Origin of the sequence: Neobacillus cucumis, from assembly GCF_002860255.1 — a bacterium.
Classification (GTDB): domain Bacteria; phylum Bacillota; class Bacilli; order Bacillales; family Cytobacillaceae; genus Neobacillus; species Neobacillus cucumis_A.
On the sequence record NZ_PGVE01000017.1, the window covers coordinates 173,356 to 191,046 of the forward strand.

Sequence of the window (17,691 nt, forward strand, 5' to 3'; positions counted from 1 at the left end):
ACATTGCAAAGGAGACAAAAGCATGTTTAACGAAACTTACAAATTATCAAATGGTGTAGAAATTCCAAAATTAGGTCTTGGCACCTGGCTGCTTGACGATGTACTAGCAGCACAGGCAGTGAGCGATGCGGTATTGATCGGATATCGTCATATTGATACTGCTCAGGCTTATAAGAATGAAGCTGGTGTAGGCGAAGGCATCCGTTCCTGCGGTGTCGCTAGAGAAGAACTTTTCATCACGACTAAGGTTGCTGCAGAAGCAAAGACCTATGATGCAGCTATGCAGTCCATTGATGAATCTTTAGCAAAGATGGGACTGGATTACATTGATCTTCTGATTATCCACAGCCCACAGCCTTGGATGGAGTTCCGTGAGGAGAACCGTTACTTCGAGGAAAACAAAGAGGTATGGAAATCTTTGGAGGATGCTTATAAGGCTGGCAAGGTAAAGGCAATCGGTCTTTCTAACTTCCTACAGGATGATGTAGAGAATATTCTTGCAAGCTGTGAGATCAAGCCTATGGTAAATCAGATTTTGGCACATGTGAGCAATACTCCTTTGGTACTCATTGAATTCTGCCAGAAGAATGACATTCTTGTAGAGGCATATTCACCAATTGCGCACGGTGCAGTTCTGGATAATGCAGGAGTTAAGGTAATAGCTGATAAGTATGGAGTATCTATTGCTCAGCTTTGTCTTCGTTATGATATCCAGCTTGGTCTTGTAGTAATTCCTAAGACCTCAAATCCAGATCACATGAGAAACAATGCTGATCTAGATTTTGCTATTCTAGATGCAGATATGGAGACTTTGAAGAATGTAGAGCACATCCAGAATTACGGTGAGCATAGCTTCTTCCCGGTATTTGGCGGAAAATTAAAATAATTAGGTAATGTATGGAGGACGGACAGATCCTACTTGTAACAGAGGGGGGAGAGCGCACTTATGAAAAACTCATGGAAAATCTACTTGCTGGCCTTGATTACCTTCATGGTCAGTACATCAGAGTATGTCATTGCAGGTATTCTGGATAAAATCGCTGCCTCTAATAACGTTTCTGTATCGGCAGCAGGACAACTGATTACCGTATTTGCAATAGCTAATGCCGTTGGTTCTCCCCTTGTCGTAATGGCGACGACAAAACTGAATCAGCGTAAGTTATTAATGCTGTCTCTAGTTTTAATGGTGCTCGGCAGCGTAATGACCTTCACCCTGTCTGGCTTCGGTTTTCTAGTTTTCTCTCGCATTATACTTGCTCTAGGAAGCGGAGTTTTTGCTATTGCAGCGAAGACTGCTGCTGCAAAATTAGCACCACCCGAAAAACAAGCAGGAGCGATCGGCACCGTTATACTTGGGTTTAGCGCTGCCATTATCATCGGTGTGCCAATAGGTCGTCTTGTAGCGCTCGTCTATGATTGGAAGCTAATCTTTGTGGGAATTGGTGTACTAAGTCTATTAGCAATCATGGTTATTATTCGTACGATACCTGCTGCAAATAATGAGGTAAACGTCCCTCTGGGTAAGCAACTCTCGTATTTAAAGAATCCGAAAGTTTTAATGGGGCTTGGTGTCACGTTCTTTTGGCAGTTAGGATATGGAGTGATGTATTCATATATTACACCATTCATGCTAACCGTTACATCCATGAATGGACGAGAAGTCAGCGGTGCCTTGTTTGCATTCGGTATCGCTACATTAATAGGTTCAAAGTTTGGCGGCTTCATGACGGATAGGATTGGCAACCCGCGAACGCTTGTCGGCGGTTTGTTTGTCCATGTAATAGCTCTTGTGTTACTAGCCACTATTGCCAAATCAACCTTTGTTATCATTCCATTACTTATGCTATGGTCCTTCTCGGCATGGTCGTCTGGCCCAGGTATGCAGTATAATCTGGTTTGGCTTGCTCCAGAAGCTTCTGGAATTATGCTTAGTCTATATGGCTCATTTATACAGTTGGGCATAGCAGCCGCCGCTGGAATTGGGGGTATTGCCGTAAAAAGCATATCGGTGCTGGCGGTCAGCTGGATCGGAGCTGGATCAGTCGCCATTGCCGCACTTATTGCGGCGGTATCTTTTCGTCTTAATAGTAAAGTTGTGGAATACGAGAAGGTCGTTTAATGGGGAGGTTCTATGAGCAGTATAAAAATGACATTTATCTCCTTGGGGAAATTTGGCTATATTTTATCGGGATTTTGGTTTTGCAAGTGGACTTATTAAACTAGGGAAGATTGAATCTGGAATCGAGAAGCTTGCAAGTATGAAAGGTAATTTTACAGTTACAATTGAAAAAATTTGGAGGAATTAAAAATGGCAAAACATGAAGAAGTAAAAAATGGCATTATTTTCCCAGTAGGCGAAAAAAATGAAGCATATGCACAATTTTTCGTGGGACAAAGTTATCTTAAAGGATTAGTTGCTGACCCTAAAGTGAGTGTTGGAGTGGGGAATGTGACCTTTGAACCAGGATGCCGAAATAACTGGCATATTCATCGTGATGGATTTCAAATTTTATTGGTAACTGGTGGCGAAGGTTGGTACCAAGAAGATGGAAAACCTGCTCAATTCTTAAAAGCAGGTGATGTTATTGTCACCCATGATGGTGTAAAACACTGGCATGGTGCTACACAAGAAAGCTGGTTTGAACATATTGCCATCACTGCAGGTAAACCTGAGTGGTTGGAACCAGTAGCAGATGAGGAATATAACAAATTAAAATAATTGTTTTGGATAAGAATGGCCCTATTATACAGGGCTTTTTTCTATTATTATAATGTTATAGGTACAATTCTTTAATTTTCTAATTATCAGTTAAACTATTTCGAAAGGAGCGATGTATATGGGGATGGAAATAAAAGAAACCCTTTCGAAAAAAATACTTACGGAAGCTAAGGGTTATTTGGATGTGGGATTTACCCATTCATTAAATCCATATAGTGGCTGTGCCTTTTCTTGCAAATACTGCTATGTAAGGGAAATGCCCATTCAAAGATTCAAGGAAATACCTTGGGGAGAATGGGTGGACATAAAAATAAATGCCGCAGAAAATTATCGAAATGAAATCATAAAGATTCGTAAAAAAAACAAACCTGTGAATATTTTTATGTCCTCTGCAACTGATCCTTACCAACCCATGGAGCGTAAAGCAGCCATCACACGGGAGATATTAGAAGAAATGCTGGAGAATCCTCCTGATTTTCTTCAGGTCCAAACACGAAGTCCTCTCATCACTAGGGATATAGATCTGTTAGTGAAATTAAAAGAAAAATGTGATGTTCTTGTATCTATGACCGTTGAAACTGATAGAGATGATATAAGGAAGATTTTTGCTCCCGTTGCACCAGGCATTCCATTACGGTTAAAAGCCCTAAAAGAAGTTTATGATGCGGGGATACACACCCAGGCTTCCATCTCTCCAGTTTTGTCCTTTACCCCAGATTTCGCTAAGGTATTAGAAGGCATCGTGAATCATATTTGGATAGATACTCTATCCATTGGAGATGGGGCAATGGGGAAACGTTCTGAGAGACTTGGCATGCCCACATTATTTCAGAATCATGAATTAGAGAAATGGTATCAAAAAGATCTACACCTAAGGGTCGAAAAATATTTTAGGAAGTACTTTACTAGTGAAATCATACGAGTTTCCAAGCAGGAAGCTTTTCCAAAATAAATATCCTTGTAGTACTATAATAGGAGAAAATCAAAAACAATCAAAGGACTTTACAAATGGATTGGATACCAGATCGAAAATCTAAAACCCCCATTTACAAGCAACTTGCTGCATATATTGAGAAGGGAATTGCTGATGGGACATTTCCGCCTGATAAACCCTTGCCTTCTGAAAGAAGTTTGGCAACAGAGCTTGGAATAAACCGTAGCACCGTAGTTGCTGCCTATGATGAATTACAATCAAATGGGCTTATTGAGCGAAACAGAGGCAGTGGAACAACGATCAGCAAAGATATTTGGGGAATGACTAAAAAGCGAATCCCAAGTTGGAATCGATACATTGAGGCAGGTTCATTTCTGCCCAATTTACCTGTAACCCAAAGAATCCACAAAGAAATGGCAGAGCAAAGACTTATCAATTTAGCCAGCGGAGAACTATCTCAGGATCTTTTTCCTTTGGGCTCTCTAAGAGAGATCACTTCTAATAGATCCTTTATTGGATCTTTAGGGTATGACCACCCACAAGGTAATGCGATCCTTCGGGATACACTTACGAAGCATGTAAAACAATTTCGCGATATAGAAACTAATCCCTCCTCGATTTTAGTTACTTCAGGGGCTCAGCAAGCGTTGCATCTCGTCGTTCAATGTTTGTTGAAACCTGGAGACGCAGTCGCGATCGAAGATCCTTCTTATCATTACAATCTGCCTGTTTTTAAATCAGCAGGAATCAAAACCTATTTTCTTAAAGTAGGTATTTGCGGAATAAACCCTGACGATATTACCGCTCTATATAAAAAACATAGAATCCGGATGATTTTCTTGAGTCCCATATTTCAAAATCCAACAGGGACTTTAATGGACATCACTAACCGGAAAAAGGTTCTTGAACTATCAGCTCAGTATGGGATACCTGTAGTGGAAGATGATCCCTATAGCTTAACCGCTTTTACTGGAGAAAAAATGCAGACGTTGAAATCATTGGATCGTAATGGAAATGTATTATATATAAGTTCTCTTACAAAAATTGTAGCTTCCGGCTTAAGAATAGGATGGATTATGGGACCGAGAGCCGTCATCGAAAGGTTATCGGATGCGAAGCAGCAAGTAGATTTTGGACATGCCAGTTACAGTCAATGGGTGGCCAATGACTTTTTGGACTCGAGAGAGTTTAAATTTCATATTAAGAATTTGGTTAAGCACTTAGAAAGCAGAAGAGACCAGCTAGTCGTCAGTCTGCAGTCTTTTTTAAAAGAACAGGTTGACTTTCAAGTTCCAAATGGCGGTATCCATTTATGGTGCAGGATTAAAAAAGAAGTAAACGAGATTCAATTACTAGAAGAATCCATTAAGAGAGGTGTGATCTATGTACCCGGATCCACTATGGGTACAGACAAAGGATATGCCCGATTTACTTTTTCGAGGGAAAATGAAGAAAATATTCATGAAGGAATCAAAAGATTTGGAGATGCCTTACAGTTTGTTACAAGCTAAAAATCAAAGGATAGCTGCTTTTTTAATAGCTATCCTTTTCCAATTAAATCGTTTCGAGGATTTTTCTTGCTGAGTCTATCCCATTTTGAATACAGTCAGGGATACCCACTCCATAATAGGAACAACCGGCAAGGATTATTCCAGGGTAATCGGATGCCATTTTGTTTTCAAGTGCTTCAACACTTTTAGGATGACTTTTTAAATAATTCGGCATTTGATCCGTCCAATTGGTGACTTCACTAGCCACAGGCTTGGCGTTAATCCCCAGACTCTTATGAATATCCTCGAGCGCAATACCGAGTAATTCCTCTTGATCCATTTCTTTTAATGATTCAAATGAAGGGTGGCTGCTTTTATAAAAGAGTCTTACAAGCAGGTTTCCTGATTTTGAGGTATGCTCCCATTTCCGGCTTGTCCAGGTACAAGCGTTACAGGACAATTCGTCATTATTTGCGGCAATAAAACCTGTCCCATCTGCAGGAAGTAAGCTGTCAGGCACATCAAAGCCAACATATACACTGATAAGTGAACTATTTTTGAAATTGGAATACTCTTTTTTTAGTTCCGAATCATTGATTAAGTTTTCAGCAGCTGTATTAGGAATACTAAGGACCACGTAATTTGCTTCAATGATTTTCTGATTATTAAGAAATACTTGAAAGCAGCTGTTATCTTTTTCAATTTTTTCGACTCTTGTATTTTTAAGAATTTCGGCTTCATCAAGCTTTTCCTCATAAGCATCAATCAATGAGCCTAAGCCATTTTTGAAAGAAAGAAACTTCCTTTCTCCGCCTTTAAATTTCTGTTTATTGGCTTCGAGCCCTTTAATAATACTGCCGTATTGTTCCTTATAATCAATCAAATACGGAAGGGTAGTTGCAAGCGTTAAATCGCTTAATTTTCCAGAATAGACCCCAGAAAGGACAGGGGAAATTTGTTTTTCAACCAATTCAGTTCCAAGAAAGTGCTCAAGAAAGGAGCCGATCGAATCGTTTTTGGTAAATGTTTCATTTACTGTATAAAAATCTTTCAGTGCTGCTACTTTACCTTCTGCAGACACGAGTGTGCTCTTCGCCAACGATTCGATACTTGCAGGGATTCCAAAAACAGCATCCTCCGGAATTAGCTTTAATTCCCCATCTGTGTAAATAAAGGAGCGTCCTGTGGCATTGTAGACAACGTCCTCTCCCAAACCAAGTTCGTCGATCAGAGGCGTATTCTCCATCTTACGGGCCACAATGGAATCCGCTCCCGATTCAATTATAAATTCATCTTTTTTTATCGTTCTAATTTTTCCGCCAAGCTGATCAGACGCTTCTGCCAGAACTAGCCTGATATCAGTTTCATTTGTCTTTTTCCATTTTTGTAATTCATACATGGCAGATAACCCTGTAATCCCTCCGCCAATAACTAACACTGTTTTCACTCTTGCCACCTCTAATGAATTCATTCTTTGTCCTAACAAGTGTATCATACCTTGGTCGGTGTCAGGCACCATCAGGTCTTGTTTGATTTATTATTTTAGTTTAACTTAATAAACAGCTATTAATAATAAAGATAATTAAATAAAGGTAAAAACCTATGCGTAATGCTTAAACGAAGTAAAAGCATTACGCATAGGTTTTTTGTTGTAATAAACCGTTTTTTTATTAAAAAATAAAATTATACCACTAAATTATCCCAAATGAAAAAAGTTTATGCTGAGGTTTTTTGAAGCTCTTCGGAAAGCAGGCTATAAGCCACCATTTTCTTTTTATATTGTTTAACAACATCCACACGGTCATTGTATCGGTACAATAGTAATTTAACATCTTTTTTACCACTTTTAGTTTCAATCACTAGTGGAGTTTCACTGTTTTCTGGCTTTAAATATAATTCCTCAGTTCCTGGAAATATATAGTGTTTCTTTAAAAAAATTGCTTCGTTAAAATCATTAACTATCTTCATTTTGTCTTTACCTTCCAAGCGTGTTCCTCCAATGGATAAGGTGGTATTTTCATCACTAAGTTTGGAATGAGTCTCAAATTTCTTGATTAGCCATTCTACTGAACCTGTGGGAAGACAAGTTACTACTATTTTAAGAAGACTTATGAGAATGATTGAAATTATTGTCCATGTCATAAAAGTACATCTCCATTATTATTATTATCTTATAATCAATGAAAATTCACTAAATCAACCAAATGTAGATTCCTAGAGAAATTACAGCTATAAATATAATGACTACGTATATTAAAGTCAAATTTATTGTGTTTTTTTTAGTGGAACTTCTGTAGTTTTCGTCAGACTTTCCTGCTAAAAGTAAAGTCGATACAACGGCAAAGATTAAAACCAAAGTAACCAACCCGAACATGATTTCCATAATACACCTCGAATACTGTAATTTATATAAAACCCTTTTAATAAATAATAACTCATCCTAATTGATTAAGAACCATCCAATTAACATGAAAATAAGCCATCCAATTTGTAGTGATTAAAAATGTGAGTTATTGAGAGTGAGTAAACGAATGTATAAATGGTATTTGGTAAAAGACACTCAATGGGTAAATGTAGAAGCAGATTTGTTATTGAGGAATTAGGAGAGATACCATCAGCCATTGTAAATGACCAAACGAGAAGTTAAGGCAACCTTGTAGTTACTACAAAGTTACCAAGGGAAAAACCCCCAACTAATAAAAGAGGTTAATAGAATTATAAAATAGCTATGATATTAAACCATAACCTTTTCATACATGATACGTACATATCGAACTAAGAAAGTATTGACCATAAAGACTCCTTGGTCATTTTTGATCATAAAATATTTGTCACGATCCATTTTTTCAAAAATTTCTTTTTCTACATCTTCTTTTTTAACATTCGAATTTTTTATTATTTTTTCAGTTATGATATTATCGTCAAACGTATAGCAAACTGTAAATTCTTTCATGCTATTACTCCTTTAAAATAAAGTAAGGATGACAACCTAAGTGGGATATTATTTTTTCTCAACTTTCACTAAGCCTTTACCTAAATTATCTTTATCAAAATAACAGATTACCTCATCATGAATTTGAATCTTTTCATCTGATGTAATGTTTTTAGCAGAAAAAATAATCTCATTCCCGTTCTCTCTTTTACCGTAGTATCGATCACCCTTAATATTGCTAATCGTGTAAACTACCTTAGAGTACTTAGAAGAACCCTCACTTTTAACTGAATTGTTAACAGGAGTGGATGACTGAAATTTTACGAGTACTAATAAAATTGAAGTAAGAACTACTAAAATGATTATTCTTTTAATCACATTACTCTACCTCCTTTTATGTATTTTAAGAAAAAAAAGTGGAAAGTAAATCCATCTTTTTTCCTTTAGTTCTTTTTACCTATGTTAGTCCATGACATAATATATACTATAATTCAATTATTATAGAATTACTAATTTATGATATGCAAAGTCTCATCAATTTTATATAGAGGGAATCAAATACAAGAAAATAAAAAAACATTGTGCAAATTAAATATTCATGTGAAGACTAGGGGGATATTTGTGAATCATTTCACATAATGTTCAAAAATAGGATGGTCATAGGTCTAATTTATCATGTATATTAACACTATATTCATGTTGTTAATGTTACCAAGGGGGAAATACAGATGAAAAAGATCTTTCAAATACTATTAATGCTGGGCCTAATTATGACACCTTTTTTTGCTGAGGCTCATGTGAAGTGGTTTACAAACATATCTCCACATAAGGATTCTATCGAACATATTTTATCACCAATATTTATATTCTTTGCACTACTAGCAGCCATCGTTTTAGCTTCTTTGACATTAATCCTTCCTAAAATGGCGGAATGGGGTCCAATGAAAAGGTGGGAGGACCGATTCTCAAGTCTTCGAAAATATTCTCGTTATATACTAAAATACGGTACGGCCGTTGCTTTGATGATCCAAATGGCCAACGGAACATTGTTTGCTCCTGAGTTTCATATGCATAATACTGTAGCTGTGGTGTTAACTTGGATTACCATTGGATTTCTATTAATCCCACACCATATCTCTACCAAAATAGGCGCGGTTATTTTACTTGGATTGTTTATTTATGTTACGATTCACCATGGCATTTTTTATATGTTAGACTACGGTTTTTATGTTGCCATTATTGGGGTTTTATTGGTTGGAAATACAAAGTTCGAAAAAGCAGGCTTCCCGTTCTTATATTTAGGGACAGGATTATCACTTAGCTGGGTAGCTGTTGAAAAATGGGTTTACCCAGATATGGCCTTAGATATTGTGGCACACCATCATGTACCTACATTTGGTTTCGCACCTGATTTATTTGTAGTGATGGCCGCATTTATTGAATTTGTTGTTGGGTATTTATTAGTTGTTGGTATTTTAAATAGAGTACTAGGGTTTGTTGTAACATGTATTTTTATCTCAACTACTATGTTGTTCGGTATGACAGAAGTGATTGGACATTTCATGATTCATATCGTGTTATTAATCTTCATCATTGAAGGTGTATCATTTTACAACCCGCCAATTAAGATGCACAAAACAAAACTTGATCAATTTATCTTTGTATTCTTGAATTTCATTTTCGTATTAGCAACCTTTTTACTGATTTATTATCGTTTTGCATAGAAATATTTAATAAAAGGAAACCACCCGTGTCCTTGCATGGGTGGTTTCCTTTTCGTATTTCTTTTAAGGGATTAGAACGGATAGAGATAATATGTAACGACTCCAATAATGATGCCGGTAATCGCGCCTCCAAAAACTTCGATTGGCTGGTGACCTAATAATTCTTTTAATTTTTCCCGAGATACCGGTTTCTTTATATTCGGGTTCTTTAATACCTCAATAAGGGTATTAAAGTCGACTAATAAGGTATTTAAGATTTCGGCATGATATCCAGCGTGTCTGCGAACTCCGGTTGCATCATGCATAACAATGGCAGAAACGACAACACAAATGGCAAATTCATTAGATGTAAATCCAGAAATTAATCCAATGGCAGTTGTTAAGGAAATGATTGTGGATGTATGTGAACTAGGCATACCACCTGTACTAAACATCAAATTCCATTTTAATTCTCTGGTTGAGAAAAAATGAATCGGTATCTTTATAAATTGTGCAATCAACATTCCTAAAAGTGCAGCCAAAATGGGGCAGGATAAAAACATAATTGACCTCCTTTTTTCAATTACCTCAAACACCAAAAGGGGAAGGAGTCTGACTTTCCGCCACTTTATTATTTACCCTCATTTACTTAATATAGACCATTTAGAACAAAAAATGGTAAAAATTAATTCAAAGTTTAAAAAGAAAATTGAACTTGCATAAACCAAGTAGTTAAACTCATAGGTTAAATGCGAGGTACCATTCGTATAACAGGAGAATTTACTTTTTTGCTAAATCTTGTTCATAAACAAACATTCTTATTTTTGCCATTATAGCCCTTTTATCTTCCCTAAATAATGTTATAATAGTCCATATTAATTTACAAATATTGTTGGATTCCTAACAAATTGAAAAGAAGTGTAGTGGAATGAATAAACTTGCAGTGAAAATCAAACCAAGAACGGTTTTTTTGTTAGATAAGTATTTTACTGGCGAATCCATGGATTATAAGAAGTTATTCGCAATCATTACCCCTATTTTTGTCGACCAGGCGTTTTTAATTATAATGAGTTTATTAAATACAGCGATGATCAGCTCGGCTGGTGTTGATGCTGTTAGTGCTGTAAGTATGGTAGATTCATTGAATATCTTTTTAGTCAACGTCTTTATTGCAGTCGCAACTGGCGGTACGGTGATGGTGGCCCAATATAAAGGAAGCGGCAATCCAGAGATGGTTTCCAAAACAGCCACACAAGCTATATCGGCTGTTACTATATTCTCTGTAGTGCTTGCTGCATTAGTTATTACTTTTCATACACCGACCTTAAACCTTTTATTCGGTAAAGCGGAAGAAAATGTCTTTCAATATGCTCGAATATATCTAATAGGAAGTTGTTTGTCTTATCCACTTATCGCCATCTTCCAAGCTGTAACAGGGGCTTTGAGAGGAGTGGGAGAGACCAAGCCATGCTTGAATTTATCCTTATTAATGAATGTGACGAATACCATCCTAAATATTTTGCTCATACCGATATTCAAAATGGGAGTAGAAGGCCTGGTCATTTCGACCATTATTGCAAGATTACTAGGTGTTGTTGCAGCCTTAATCTATATTGTTAGATACAATGAATCCATTCGCTTTAAGTTGAAGAATGCTTTACATATTGATTTTTCTATCTTGAAGAAGGTCATGTTTATTGGGCTACCGTTTGCAGCGGAACAGTTATTCTTTAATGGCGGGAAACTTTTAACTCAAACGTTTATTGTGCAATTAGGGACGCTTGCCTTGACGTCTTATGCTATCGGGAATTCAATTGCCTTACTTTTTCAAATAGGACCCAATTCTTTAGGTATTGCGATCGTTACGGTTGTTGGACAATGTATTGGAAGAAGGAATGTAGAGGATGCTAGGAAATTTATTATTTCAATGATTGGTCTTGGTACGATCCTTTTTCTCATTGCAGATGCCGTCTTAATCCCATTGTTTCCGTTATTAATCAAACTTTTCAGTCCGCCGGAAGAAATTATTTCAACCATTTTTACGCTGATTTTAATATCAGCAGTGGGCCATCCGCTCTTATGGCCGGCAAGTTTTATCATGCCATCGGCTTTACGGGCAGCGGGAGATTCAAGTTTTACATCCATTGCATCCCTTTTATCGATGTGGCTGCTTCGTGTAGTACTTGGATATCTCTTAGGAATCACGTTTGGTTTTGGGATTATCGGCGTTTGGACGGCGATGAATATAGAATGGGGCATGCGGACACTGATTTTTATATGGCGTTTTAAAGGGAAGAAGTGGTATGCTCATAAACTTGTGTAATTTTTGTCTGTTAAATATGTTGCTCTAATACATAGGAAGCTGTCGAAATATGGCAGCTTTCTTTTTTTATCTGCAACAGTCAATGAGCTAAGGTAACCTGAATGGTGCAAATAAATTAGATTATTTAAAATAAAGGACTTTCGCCCTACGAGAAATTTCTATATAATTGTTTAGGTAAAATAAGGGGGTATAGGAAAATTGTTGTATAGTATTGTATTATTTTTACACATCATTGGCGCCTTGGTTATGTTTGTAGCAGTTGGAATCACCTTATTAGCGATGATTTCCATGCTGAATTCGAGGACCACAGAGGCTTTAAGAAATTGGGCTGCTTTGGCAGTAGAACTGGATGGATTGCTTCCTTTTAGTGTGATTTTAATCCTAGTACCTGGGTTATACCTGGTTTTCTCCAGTTGGGGATTTGGGAATGCGTGGATAGATCTATCACTAACCATATTGATCATCATGACATTTATGGGCCCAATTATTAACCTTAGAAGATTAAAAGCTATTTTAAGTGCTGCAAAAGCAGAAACAAATAACATTCCATCGTCTGGATTATTAGAAAAGGTAAGAGATCGAGTCCTTTGGAATTCTGTTTTGATTATGACCATGTTGGCCTTTGCCATTGTATTTCTAATGACTGTTAAATTAGCATTGGCGGGTTCCATTATCACAATGGTTGTAGCTGTTGTTCTAGGATTGAGCTTTGCTAACATTCTGTTAAGCCGAGCATCAACCACTGTTCCTTTAAATAATAAAAAATCAAGTTCAATTAATTAAGAATATTTAAAGTAGGAGAGAATCATTTGTAAAGATTCTCTCCTATTTTAATATCAGCAAGTTTTTATATTGATATATTTTTAATTTATGTAATAATTAAGAATAGTCAGCAAGCTTAGTAAAACAAGGAGAGATACATATGACGAATATTAAAACAGCCATGATTGTTGGAGGCGGTATTGGCGGGCTTGTGACCGCCCTGAAACTTCACCGCGTTGGCGTGTCAGTGCGTGTCTTTGAAAGTGTAGAAAATATTAAAGCTCTGGGTGTTGGAATCAATCTATTACCGCATGCCGTGAGGGTTTTAACAGAATTAGGTTTAGCTGAGGAATTATCAAACATAGGCTTGCCTACTGCAGAACTAATTTATGTAAACAAATTCGGTAAGAATATCTGGCAAGAGGCCCGAGGAGAAGAAGCGGGGTACCACTGGCCACAATATTCCATTCATCGCGGGAAACTGCAAATGCTGTTGCTCGATGCCGTTAAAAAAGAACTTGGTGAGGAATCTGTTTATACAGGACATCATTTGAAATCATTCCAAACCTTTGGTGACATAGTAGTAGCTCAGTTTGAAAACAGAAAAACGGGAGAGAGCCGTGGAACCTTTCATGCTGACATCATGATTGCAGCCGATGGTATTCATTCTGTTGTTAGGAAATTCTATTATCCGGATGAAGGACTGCCTAAATTCAGCGGCCGTATTTTATGGCGGGGGATTACGGAATCCACCCCATTCCTCACAGGAAGATCGATGATTATGGCAGGCTATCAGGATCAAAAATTTGTAGCCTACCCTGTTTGTCCGGATACGGCAGCAAATGGACGGTCGCTCGTTAACTGGATTGCGGAACTGACCGTAATGGCCGAAATGCCGTCACGTGCAGACTGGAACCGAAAAATAGATAAGGAAATCTTTGCACCTGCTTTTGCGGCATGGGATTTTGGCTGGCTGAATGTGCCAAAGCTAATTGAAGAAACAGATGCTGTTTATGAATTCCCGATGGTTGACCGTGATCCATTACCTCAATGGACCTTTGGACGTGTAACGTTGTTAGGAGATGCGGCACACCCTATGTATCCGATTGGATCGAATGGTGCTTCACAAGCGATTCTTGATGCGGACGCATTAGGAGAGGCGATTTTAGAATATCCGGATGCTGAAGTTGCGTTGAAGGTGTACGAAGATGTTAGATTAGAACCAACAGCTAATATTGTATTGACTAATCGAAAAAATGGTCCAGAAGTTGTCATGCAAATTGTCGAAGAGCGGGCGCCTAATGGTTTTGTCAATTTAGACGATGTCATTTCCTATCAAGAACTGGAGGAAATAGCTAATGGTTACAAGCAGATTGCAGGATTTGACCGAGAAAAATTGAATAGTAAAATTGAAGTTATATCATGATCGAGCATATTGTTTTACTTAAATTTTCTCAAGTCACTACGGAAGAACAAAAAGAAGAATTGATTCGCAGGACATTACTGCTAAAAAACGCCATACCTGGCATAGTGGACATTCAACAGGGGGTAAATTTTTCAACCCGAAGTCAGGGATTTGACATGGGTCTGACGGTCCGTTTTGTAGACAGGACTTCTTTAGAAAATTATGGTCCTCATCCAGCACACCAAGAAGTTTTCAGTTATTTGCAGGAGATTGGTTTAAAAGACAGCATTATTGTGGATTTTGAAATCAAATTATAATTTTTTGGTCAGTGACTTTAATGCTGTAACGCGTTTTAGCATTTGTGTAATGTTGCTATTATAACGACTTTAGTTTTAAAAAGGAAAGGATGTAAAATCCTTTCCCTTTTTAAATCATGGATTAGTCGACCATAATCCTGCTGACTTAAGGAATACTCTTGGATGAAGTTTTAAACCAGCTACGAGTAAATCTGCTAAGTCTTCCGGCTGCATGACATTTTCAGGATTTCCTGAAATCAGATTGGTTTCGATCGCTAAATCAGTTGCAACAGTACTTGGTGTTAATGCCGTGACACGGATATTATGCTTTCTAACCTCGAGAGCGAGTGATTCAGTAAGACCCAATACAGCAAATTTCGAAGCACTGTAAGCACTTGTTACGGGTGCTCCTTTTTGGCCTGCAGTAGAGGAGATATTTACAATATCACCTGATTTTCTTTCAATCATGTCGGGTAATACTGCTCTAGTTACATTATAAACACCCATCAGATTTACACGAATAATATTTTCCCATTCCTCTGGATTCAAATCGAGGAAACCTCCAAATTTTGCTACACCTGCATTGTTGACTAATATATCAATGTCTCCTAAATCTGATTTAATATGTTCAACTGCATGAGTAACGGATTCAAGGTCAGAAACATCGGCTGTCGCTGCTGAAATTTGGATGTCATATTGTTCAAGTTCAGATGCTACTTTTTCAAGATTAGACATATTAAGTCCTACTAGACCTAAATTCACGCCTTCTTTCGCTAGAGCAACCGCCGTAGCACGGCCAATACCTCTTCCTGCCCCCGTAATAATAGCCGTCTTTCCTTTTAGTGTGATCATTATCATCCATCCTCACCATATAAATTTGGAACAACTAAAAAATGAGCAATTACATAAACCAATATACTTTTTTATTTGGTAAGTAATTGAAATTTTATTAAAGCATACTAAAAAAAGAACCTCAATTATAATGAACTGAGATTCTACTATTTAAATATTATCCTGCAAATTTGCCGGATCCATGCTTACCTTCTTCTTTTTTTAACGTTTTTTCTGGAGGTTTTTTATACAGAAATGGTTGGAAGTTTAGTTTATTCCTTTCTTATATCTAAAACTGTTTGATTGATAATCAATGAAGGAAAAGCTAATTCTAGTTAATAAATCCTACGATTAAGTGAACGACAAAGTTAAATAATTTACATTCAAACTCAAAGTGGTATTATTGTAAGTATATAATTTTTAAAGGCTTGTACTATTACTAGGTACTAATTCTTAGAAATTTCGAAAAAGGCACTGTCTTAATTATGCATGTGTTTTAATTTTACAGATTGGAGATTGACACCAGTGGATTTTAAATCATTGATCGCACCAGAACACTTTAATTTAGCAAGTGAAATTTCAAAGCATGTTTCGGATAAAATCGCTTTGAGATGGGAAAACGAGTCAGGGGAAACGAAGACAATCACTTATGATGCACTTAATAAGAAGGCAAATAAACTAGCAAATGGTTTAACTAAATTAGGACTTAACAAAGGGGACCGTGTTGTCGTAATGACGACCCGTTTAATCGAATCATATGTAATTTATTTAGCTTGTTTAAAAGCAGGAATTGTCATTAGTCCTTCATCTGAATTACTTCGGGCAAAGGACTTAGTCTATCGTCTAAATCATTCAGAAGCGAAAGCAGTCATTTCCTATTACAATCTAATAAAGGAATTTGATCAAATTACTGAGGAAACACCTTATCTTCAATTTAAGATTGCCTTTGGTCAGGAAGTACCTAATTGGCTTTCAATGGAAGCCTTAATGGAAGAGGAATCAGATACCTTCACCGATGCGGATACCCTGAAAGACGATTTTGCCTTTTTAGCATATACTTCTGGAACAACTGGTCAGCCAAAAGGGGTTGTTCATAGTCATGGATGGGGTTATGCCCATTTACGAATTGCTGCTTCAAAATGGTTGAATATTAGTGAAGATGATCTTGTCTGGGCTACAGCTGCACCTGGATGGCAAAAATGGGTTTGGAGTCCTTTCCTATCTATCTTAGGTTCGGGGGCAACTGGATTTGTTTATAACGGCCGGTTCCAGCCGCATAAATATTTGCAGCTCCTTCAGGACAACAAAGTAAATGTTTTATGCTGTACACCGACTGAGTATCGGATGATGGCAAAATTAGATGATTTATCCACATTAGATCTAACACCATTACACACAGCAGTCTCTGCGGGTGAAGCGTTGAACCGTGAAGTAATTGATGTATTTAAAAATGAATTTAATATTTTAATTCGTGACGGTTACGGACAAACTGAAAGTACCTTATTGATTGCCAATTTAAATACAAATGTGAATAAATTAGGTTCAATGGGTCAGCCTCTAATGCCTGAATATATTGAAGTAGTGGATGAAGATGGGCAGCCTTCTCCTGTAGACCAAGTAGGGACGATTGCAATTAAAAAGGATTTCCCTGCCTTGTTCCAACATTATTATAAAAATCCCGAATCGACTGCTGCTTCATATATTGGTGATTATTTCTTAACTGGGGATCGTGCATTTAAAGATGTCGACAACTATTATTGGTTCCAAGGAAGAAAAGATGATGTGATTATCAGTTCCGGCTATACGATTGGGCCATTTGAAGTCGAGGATGCTTTAATGAAACATAAAGCTGTAAAAGAGTGTGCTGTTGTGGCATCACCAGATCCAGTTAGAGGAAATGTGGTTAAAGCGTGTATTGTATTAAAAGATGGTATTGAAGGTACAACTGAGCTGACAAAAGAACTACAGAGCTTTGTTAAAAACCTGACGGCTCCATATAAGTATCCACGTGTGATTGAGTATTTAGAGGCATTACCTAAAACAGACTCTGGAAAAATTCGACGGGTAGCATTAAGACCGCAGAAATAATTTGTAAATAAACTAACAGAAAAAATGGAAGAATGCTATAGCCTCTAATTGGGCTATAGCATTTTTATTTAATTTTACCAACTGAATTAATTTTAAAAAAATTCAGTGACATATGCAGCTTTTAGGTTGATTATTGCAAAAAGGAATTGTATAGTATAAAATTATTCCTACCTGAATAGTCTGAATTGAAGTTTCGGAACATTGCGAG

17 protein-coding genes and 1 pseudogene are annotated in these 17,691 nt (G+C 37.1%); 12 read left to right on the forward strand and 6 right to left on the reverse strand.

The window, feature by feature from the left end; genetic code table 11:
• Positions 1-22: 22 nt before the first annotated feature.
• The 6 genes and pseudogenes from CVD27_RS03470 to CVD27_RS03490 all read left to right on the forward strand — a co-directional run bounded on the left by CVD27_RS03470 (position 23) and on the right by CVD27_RS03490 (position 5,164).
• Positions 23-886: an aldo/keto reductase gene (locus CVD27_RS03470; RefSeq protein WP_101646493.1), complete on the forward strand. Its 864-nt coding sequence runs from the start codon at positions 23-25 to the stop codon at positions 884-886.
• Positions 887-946: 60 nt separating this feature from the next.
• Positions 947-2,119, forward strand: coding sequence for an MFS transporter (locus CVD27_RS03475; RefSeq protein WP_101646494.1), 1,173 nt, complete (start codon positions 947-949; stop codon positions 2,117-2,119).
• A gap of 49 nt (positions 2,120-2,168) precedes the next feature.
• Positions 2,169-2,306: pseudogene (locus CVD27_RS27870) on the forward strand (cyclophilin-like fold protein); the annotation flags it as partial.
• Between the two features lie 2 nt (positions 2,307-2,308).
• On the forward strand, positions 2,309-2,719 hold the full coding sequence (locus CVD27_RS03480) for a cupin domain-containing protein (RefSeq protein WP_101646495.1): 411 nt from the start codon (positions 2,309-2,311) through the stop codon (positions 2,717-2,719).
• 118 nt (positions 2,720-2,837) lie between these two features.
• The gene (locus CVD27_RS03485) at positions 2,838-3,671 is read left to right on the forward strand and encodes an SPL family radical SAM protein (protein WP_180960131.1); all 834 of its coding nucleotides are present in this window, start codon (positions 2,838-2,840) and stop codon (positions 3,669-3,671) included.
• 56 nt (positions 3,672-3,727) lie between these two features.
• Positions 3,728-5,164, forward strand: a complete 1,437-nt coding sequence (locus CVD27_RS03490) for an aminotransferase-like domain-containing protein (protein ID WP_101646496.1) — start codon at positions 3,728-3,730, stop codon at positions 5,162-5,164.
• A gap of 43 nt (positions 5,165-5,207) precedes the next feature.
• Here CVD27_RS03490 and hemG read toward each other — a convergent pair whose 3' ends face one another.
• The 4 genes from hemG to CVD27_RS03515 all read right to left on the reverse strand — a co-directional run bounded on the left by hemG (position 5,208) and on the right by CVD27_RS03515 (position 8,453).
• Positions 5,208-6,590, reverse strand: a complete 1,383-nt coding sequence (gene hemG / locus CVD27_RS03495; protein WP_101646497.1) for a protoporphyrinogen oxidase — start codon at positions 6,588-6,590, stop codon at positions 5,208-5,210.
• 269 nt (positions 6,591-6,859) lie between these two features.
• Positions 6,860-7,285: a YfmQ family protein gene (locus CVD27_RS03500; protein ID WP_101646498.1), complete on the reverse strand. Its 426-nt coding sequence runs from the start codon at positions 7,283-7,285 to the stop codon at positions 6,860-6,862.
• Positions 7,286-7,877: 592 nt separating this feature from the next.
• Positions 7,878-8,096 (reverse strand): hypothetical protein, encoded by a 219-nt coding sequence (locus CVD27_RS03510; protein ID WP_101646500.1) that lies wholly within the window; start codon positions 8,094-8,096, stop codon positions 7,878-7,880.
• 48 nt (positions 8,097-8,144) lie between these two features.
• Positions 8,145-8,453 carry a hypothetical protein gene (locus CVD27_RS03515; protein WP_101646501.1) on the reverse strand — a complete coding sequence of 103 codons (309 nt, stop codon included), beginning with the start codon at positions 8,451-8,453 and terminating at the stop codon, positions 8,145-8,147.
• A 350-nt stretch (positions 8,454-8,803) separates the two neighbouring features.
• On the opposite strand from CVD27_RS03515, the gene CVD27_RS03520 reads away from it, so the two are divergent.
• The gene (locus CVD27_RS03520) at positions 8,804-9,799 is read left to right on the forward strand and encodes a DoxX family membrane protein (RefSeq protein ID WP_101646502.1); all 996 of its coding nucleotides are present in this window, start codon (positions 8,804-8,806) and stop codon (positions 9,797-9,799) included.
• Between the two features lie 71 nt (positions 9,800-9,870).
• Here the strand turns inward: CVD27_RS03520 and CVD27_RS03525 are convergent, their stop codons facing one another.
• On the reverse strand, positions 9,871-10,341 hold the full coding sequence (locus CVD27_RS03525) for a divergent PAP2 family protein (protein WP_101646503.1): 471 nt from the start codon (positions 10,339-10,341) through the stop codon (positions 9,871-9,873).
• A gap of 365 nt (positions 10,342-10,706) precedes the next feature.
• On the opposite strand from CVD27_RS03525, the gene CVD27_RS03535 reads away from it, so the two are divergent.
• The 4 genes from CVD27_RS03535 to CVD27_RS03550 all read left to right on the forward strand — a co-directional run bounded on the left by CVD27_RS03535 (position 10,707) and on the right by CVD27_RS03550 (position 14,585).
• Positions 10,707-12,101, forward strand: a complete 1,395-nt coding sequence (locus tag CVD27_RS03535) for an MATE family efflux transporter (protein ID WP_101646505.1) — start codon at positions 10,707-10,709, stop codon at positions 12,099-12,101.
• Between the two features lie 198 nt (positions 12,102-12,299).
• Entirely contained in the window at positions 12,300-12,884 is a 585-nt protein-coding gene (locus tag CVD27_RS03540) for a DUF2269 family protein (RefSeq protein ID WP_101646506.1), read from the forward strand.
• Between the two features lie 139 nt (positions 12,885-13,023).
• Complete coding sequence (locus CVD27_RS03545; protein ID WP_101646507.1) at positions 13,024-14,289, forward strand: flavin-dependent oxidoreductase; 1,266 nt, start codon at positions 13,024-13,026, stop codon at positions 14,287-14,289.
• Positions 14,286-14,585, forward strand: a complete 300-nt coding sequence (locus CVD27_RS03550) for a Dabb family protein (RefSeq protein ID WP_101646508.1) — start codon at positions 14,286-14,288, stop codon at positions 14,583-14,585. The genes CVD27_RS03545 and CVD27_RS03550 overlap by 4 nt, the downstream gene beginning before the upstream one ends.
• A 114-nt stretch (positions 14,586-14,699) precedes the next feature.
• On the opposite strand, the gene CVD27_RS03555 is transcribed toward CVD27_RS03550, so the two are convergent.
• Complete coding sequence (locus tag CVD27_RS03555) at positions 14,700-15,416, reverse strand: 3-ketoacyl-ACP reductase (RefSeq protein ID WP_101646509.1); 717 nt, start codon at positions 15,414-15,416, stop codon at positions 14,700-14,702.
• 504 nt (positions 15,417-15,920) lie between these two features.
• Between CVD27_RS03555 and CVD27_RS03560 the strand changes: the two genes are divergently transcribed.
• Complete coding sequence (locus tag CVD27_RS03560; RefSeq protein ID WP_257984251.1) at positions 15,921-17,483, forward strand: acyl-CoA synthetase; 1,563 nt, start codon at positions 15,921-15,923, stop codon at positions 17,481-17,483.
• Positions 17,484-17,691: the final 208 nt, after the last annotated feature.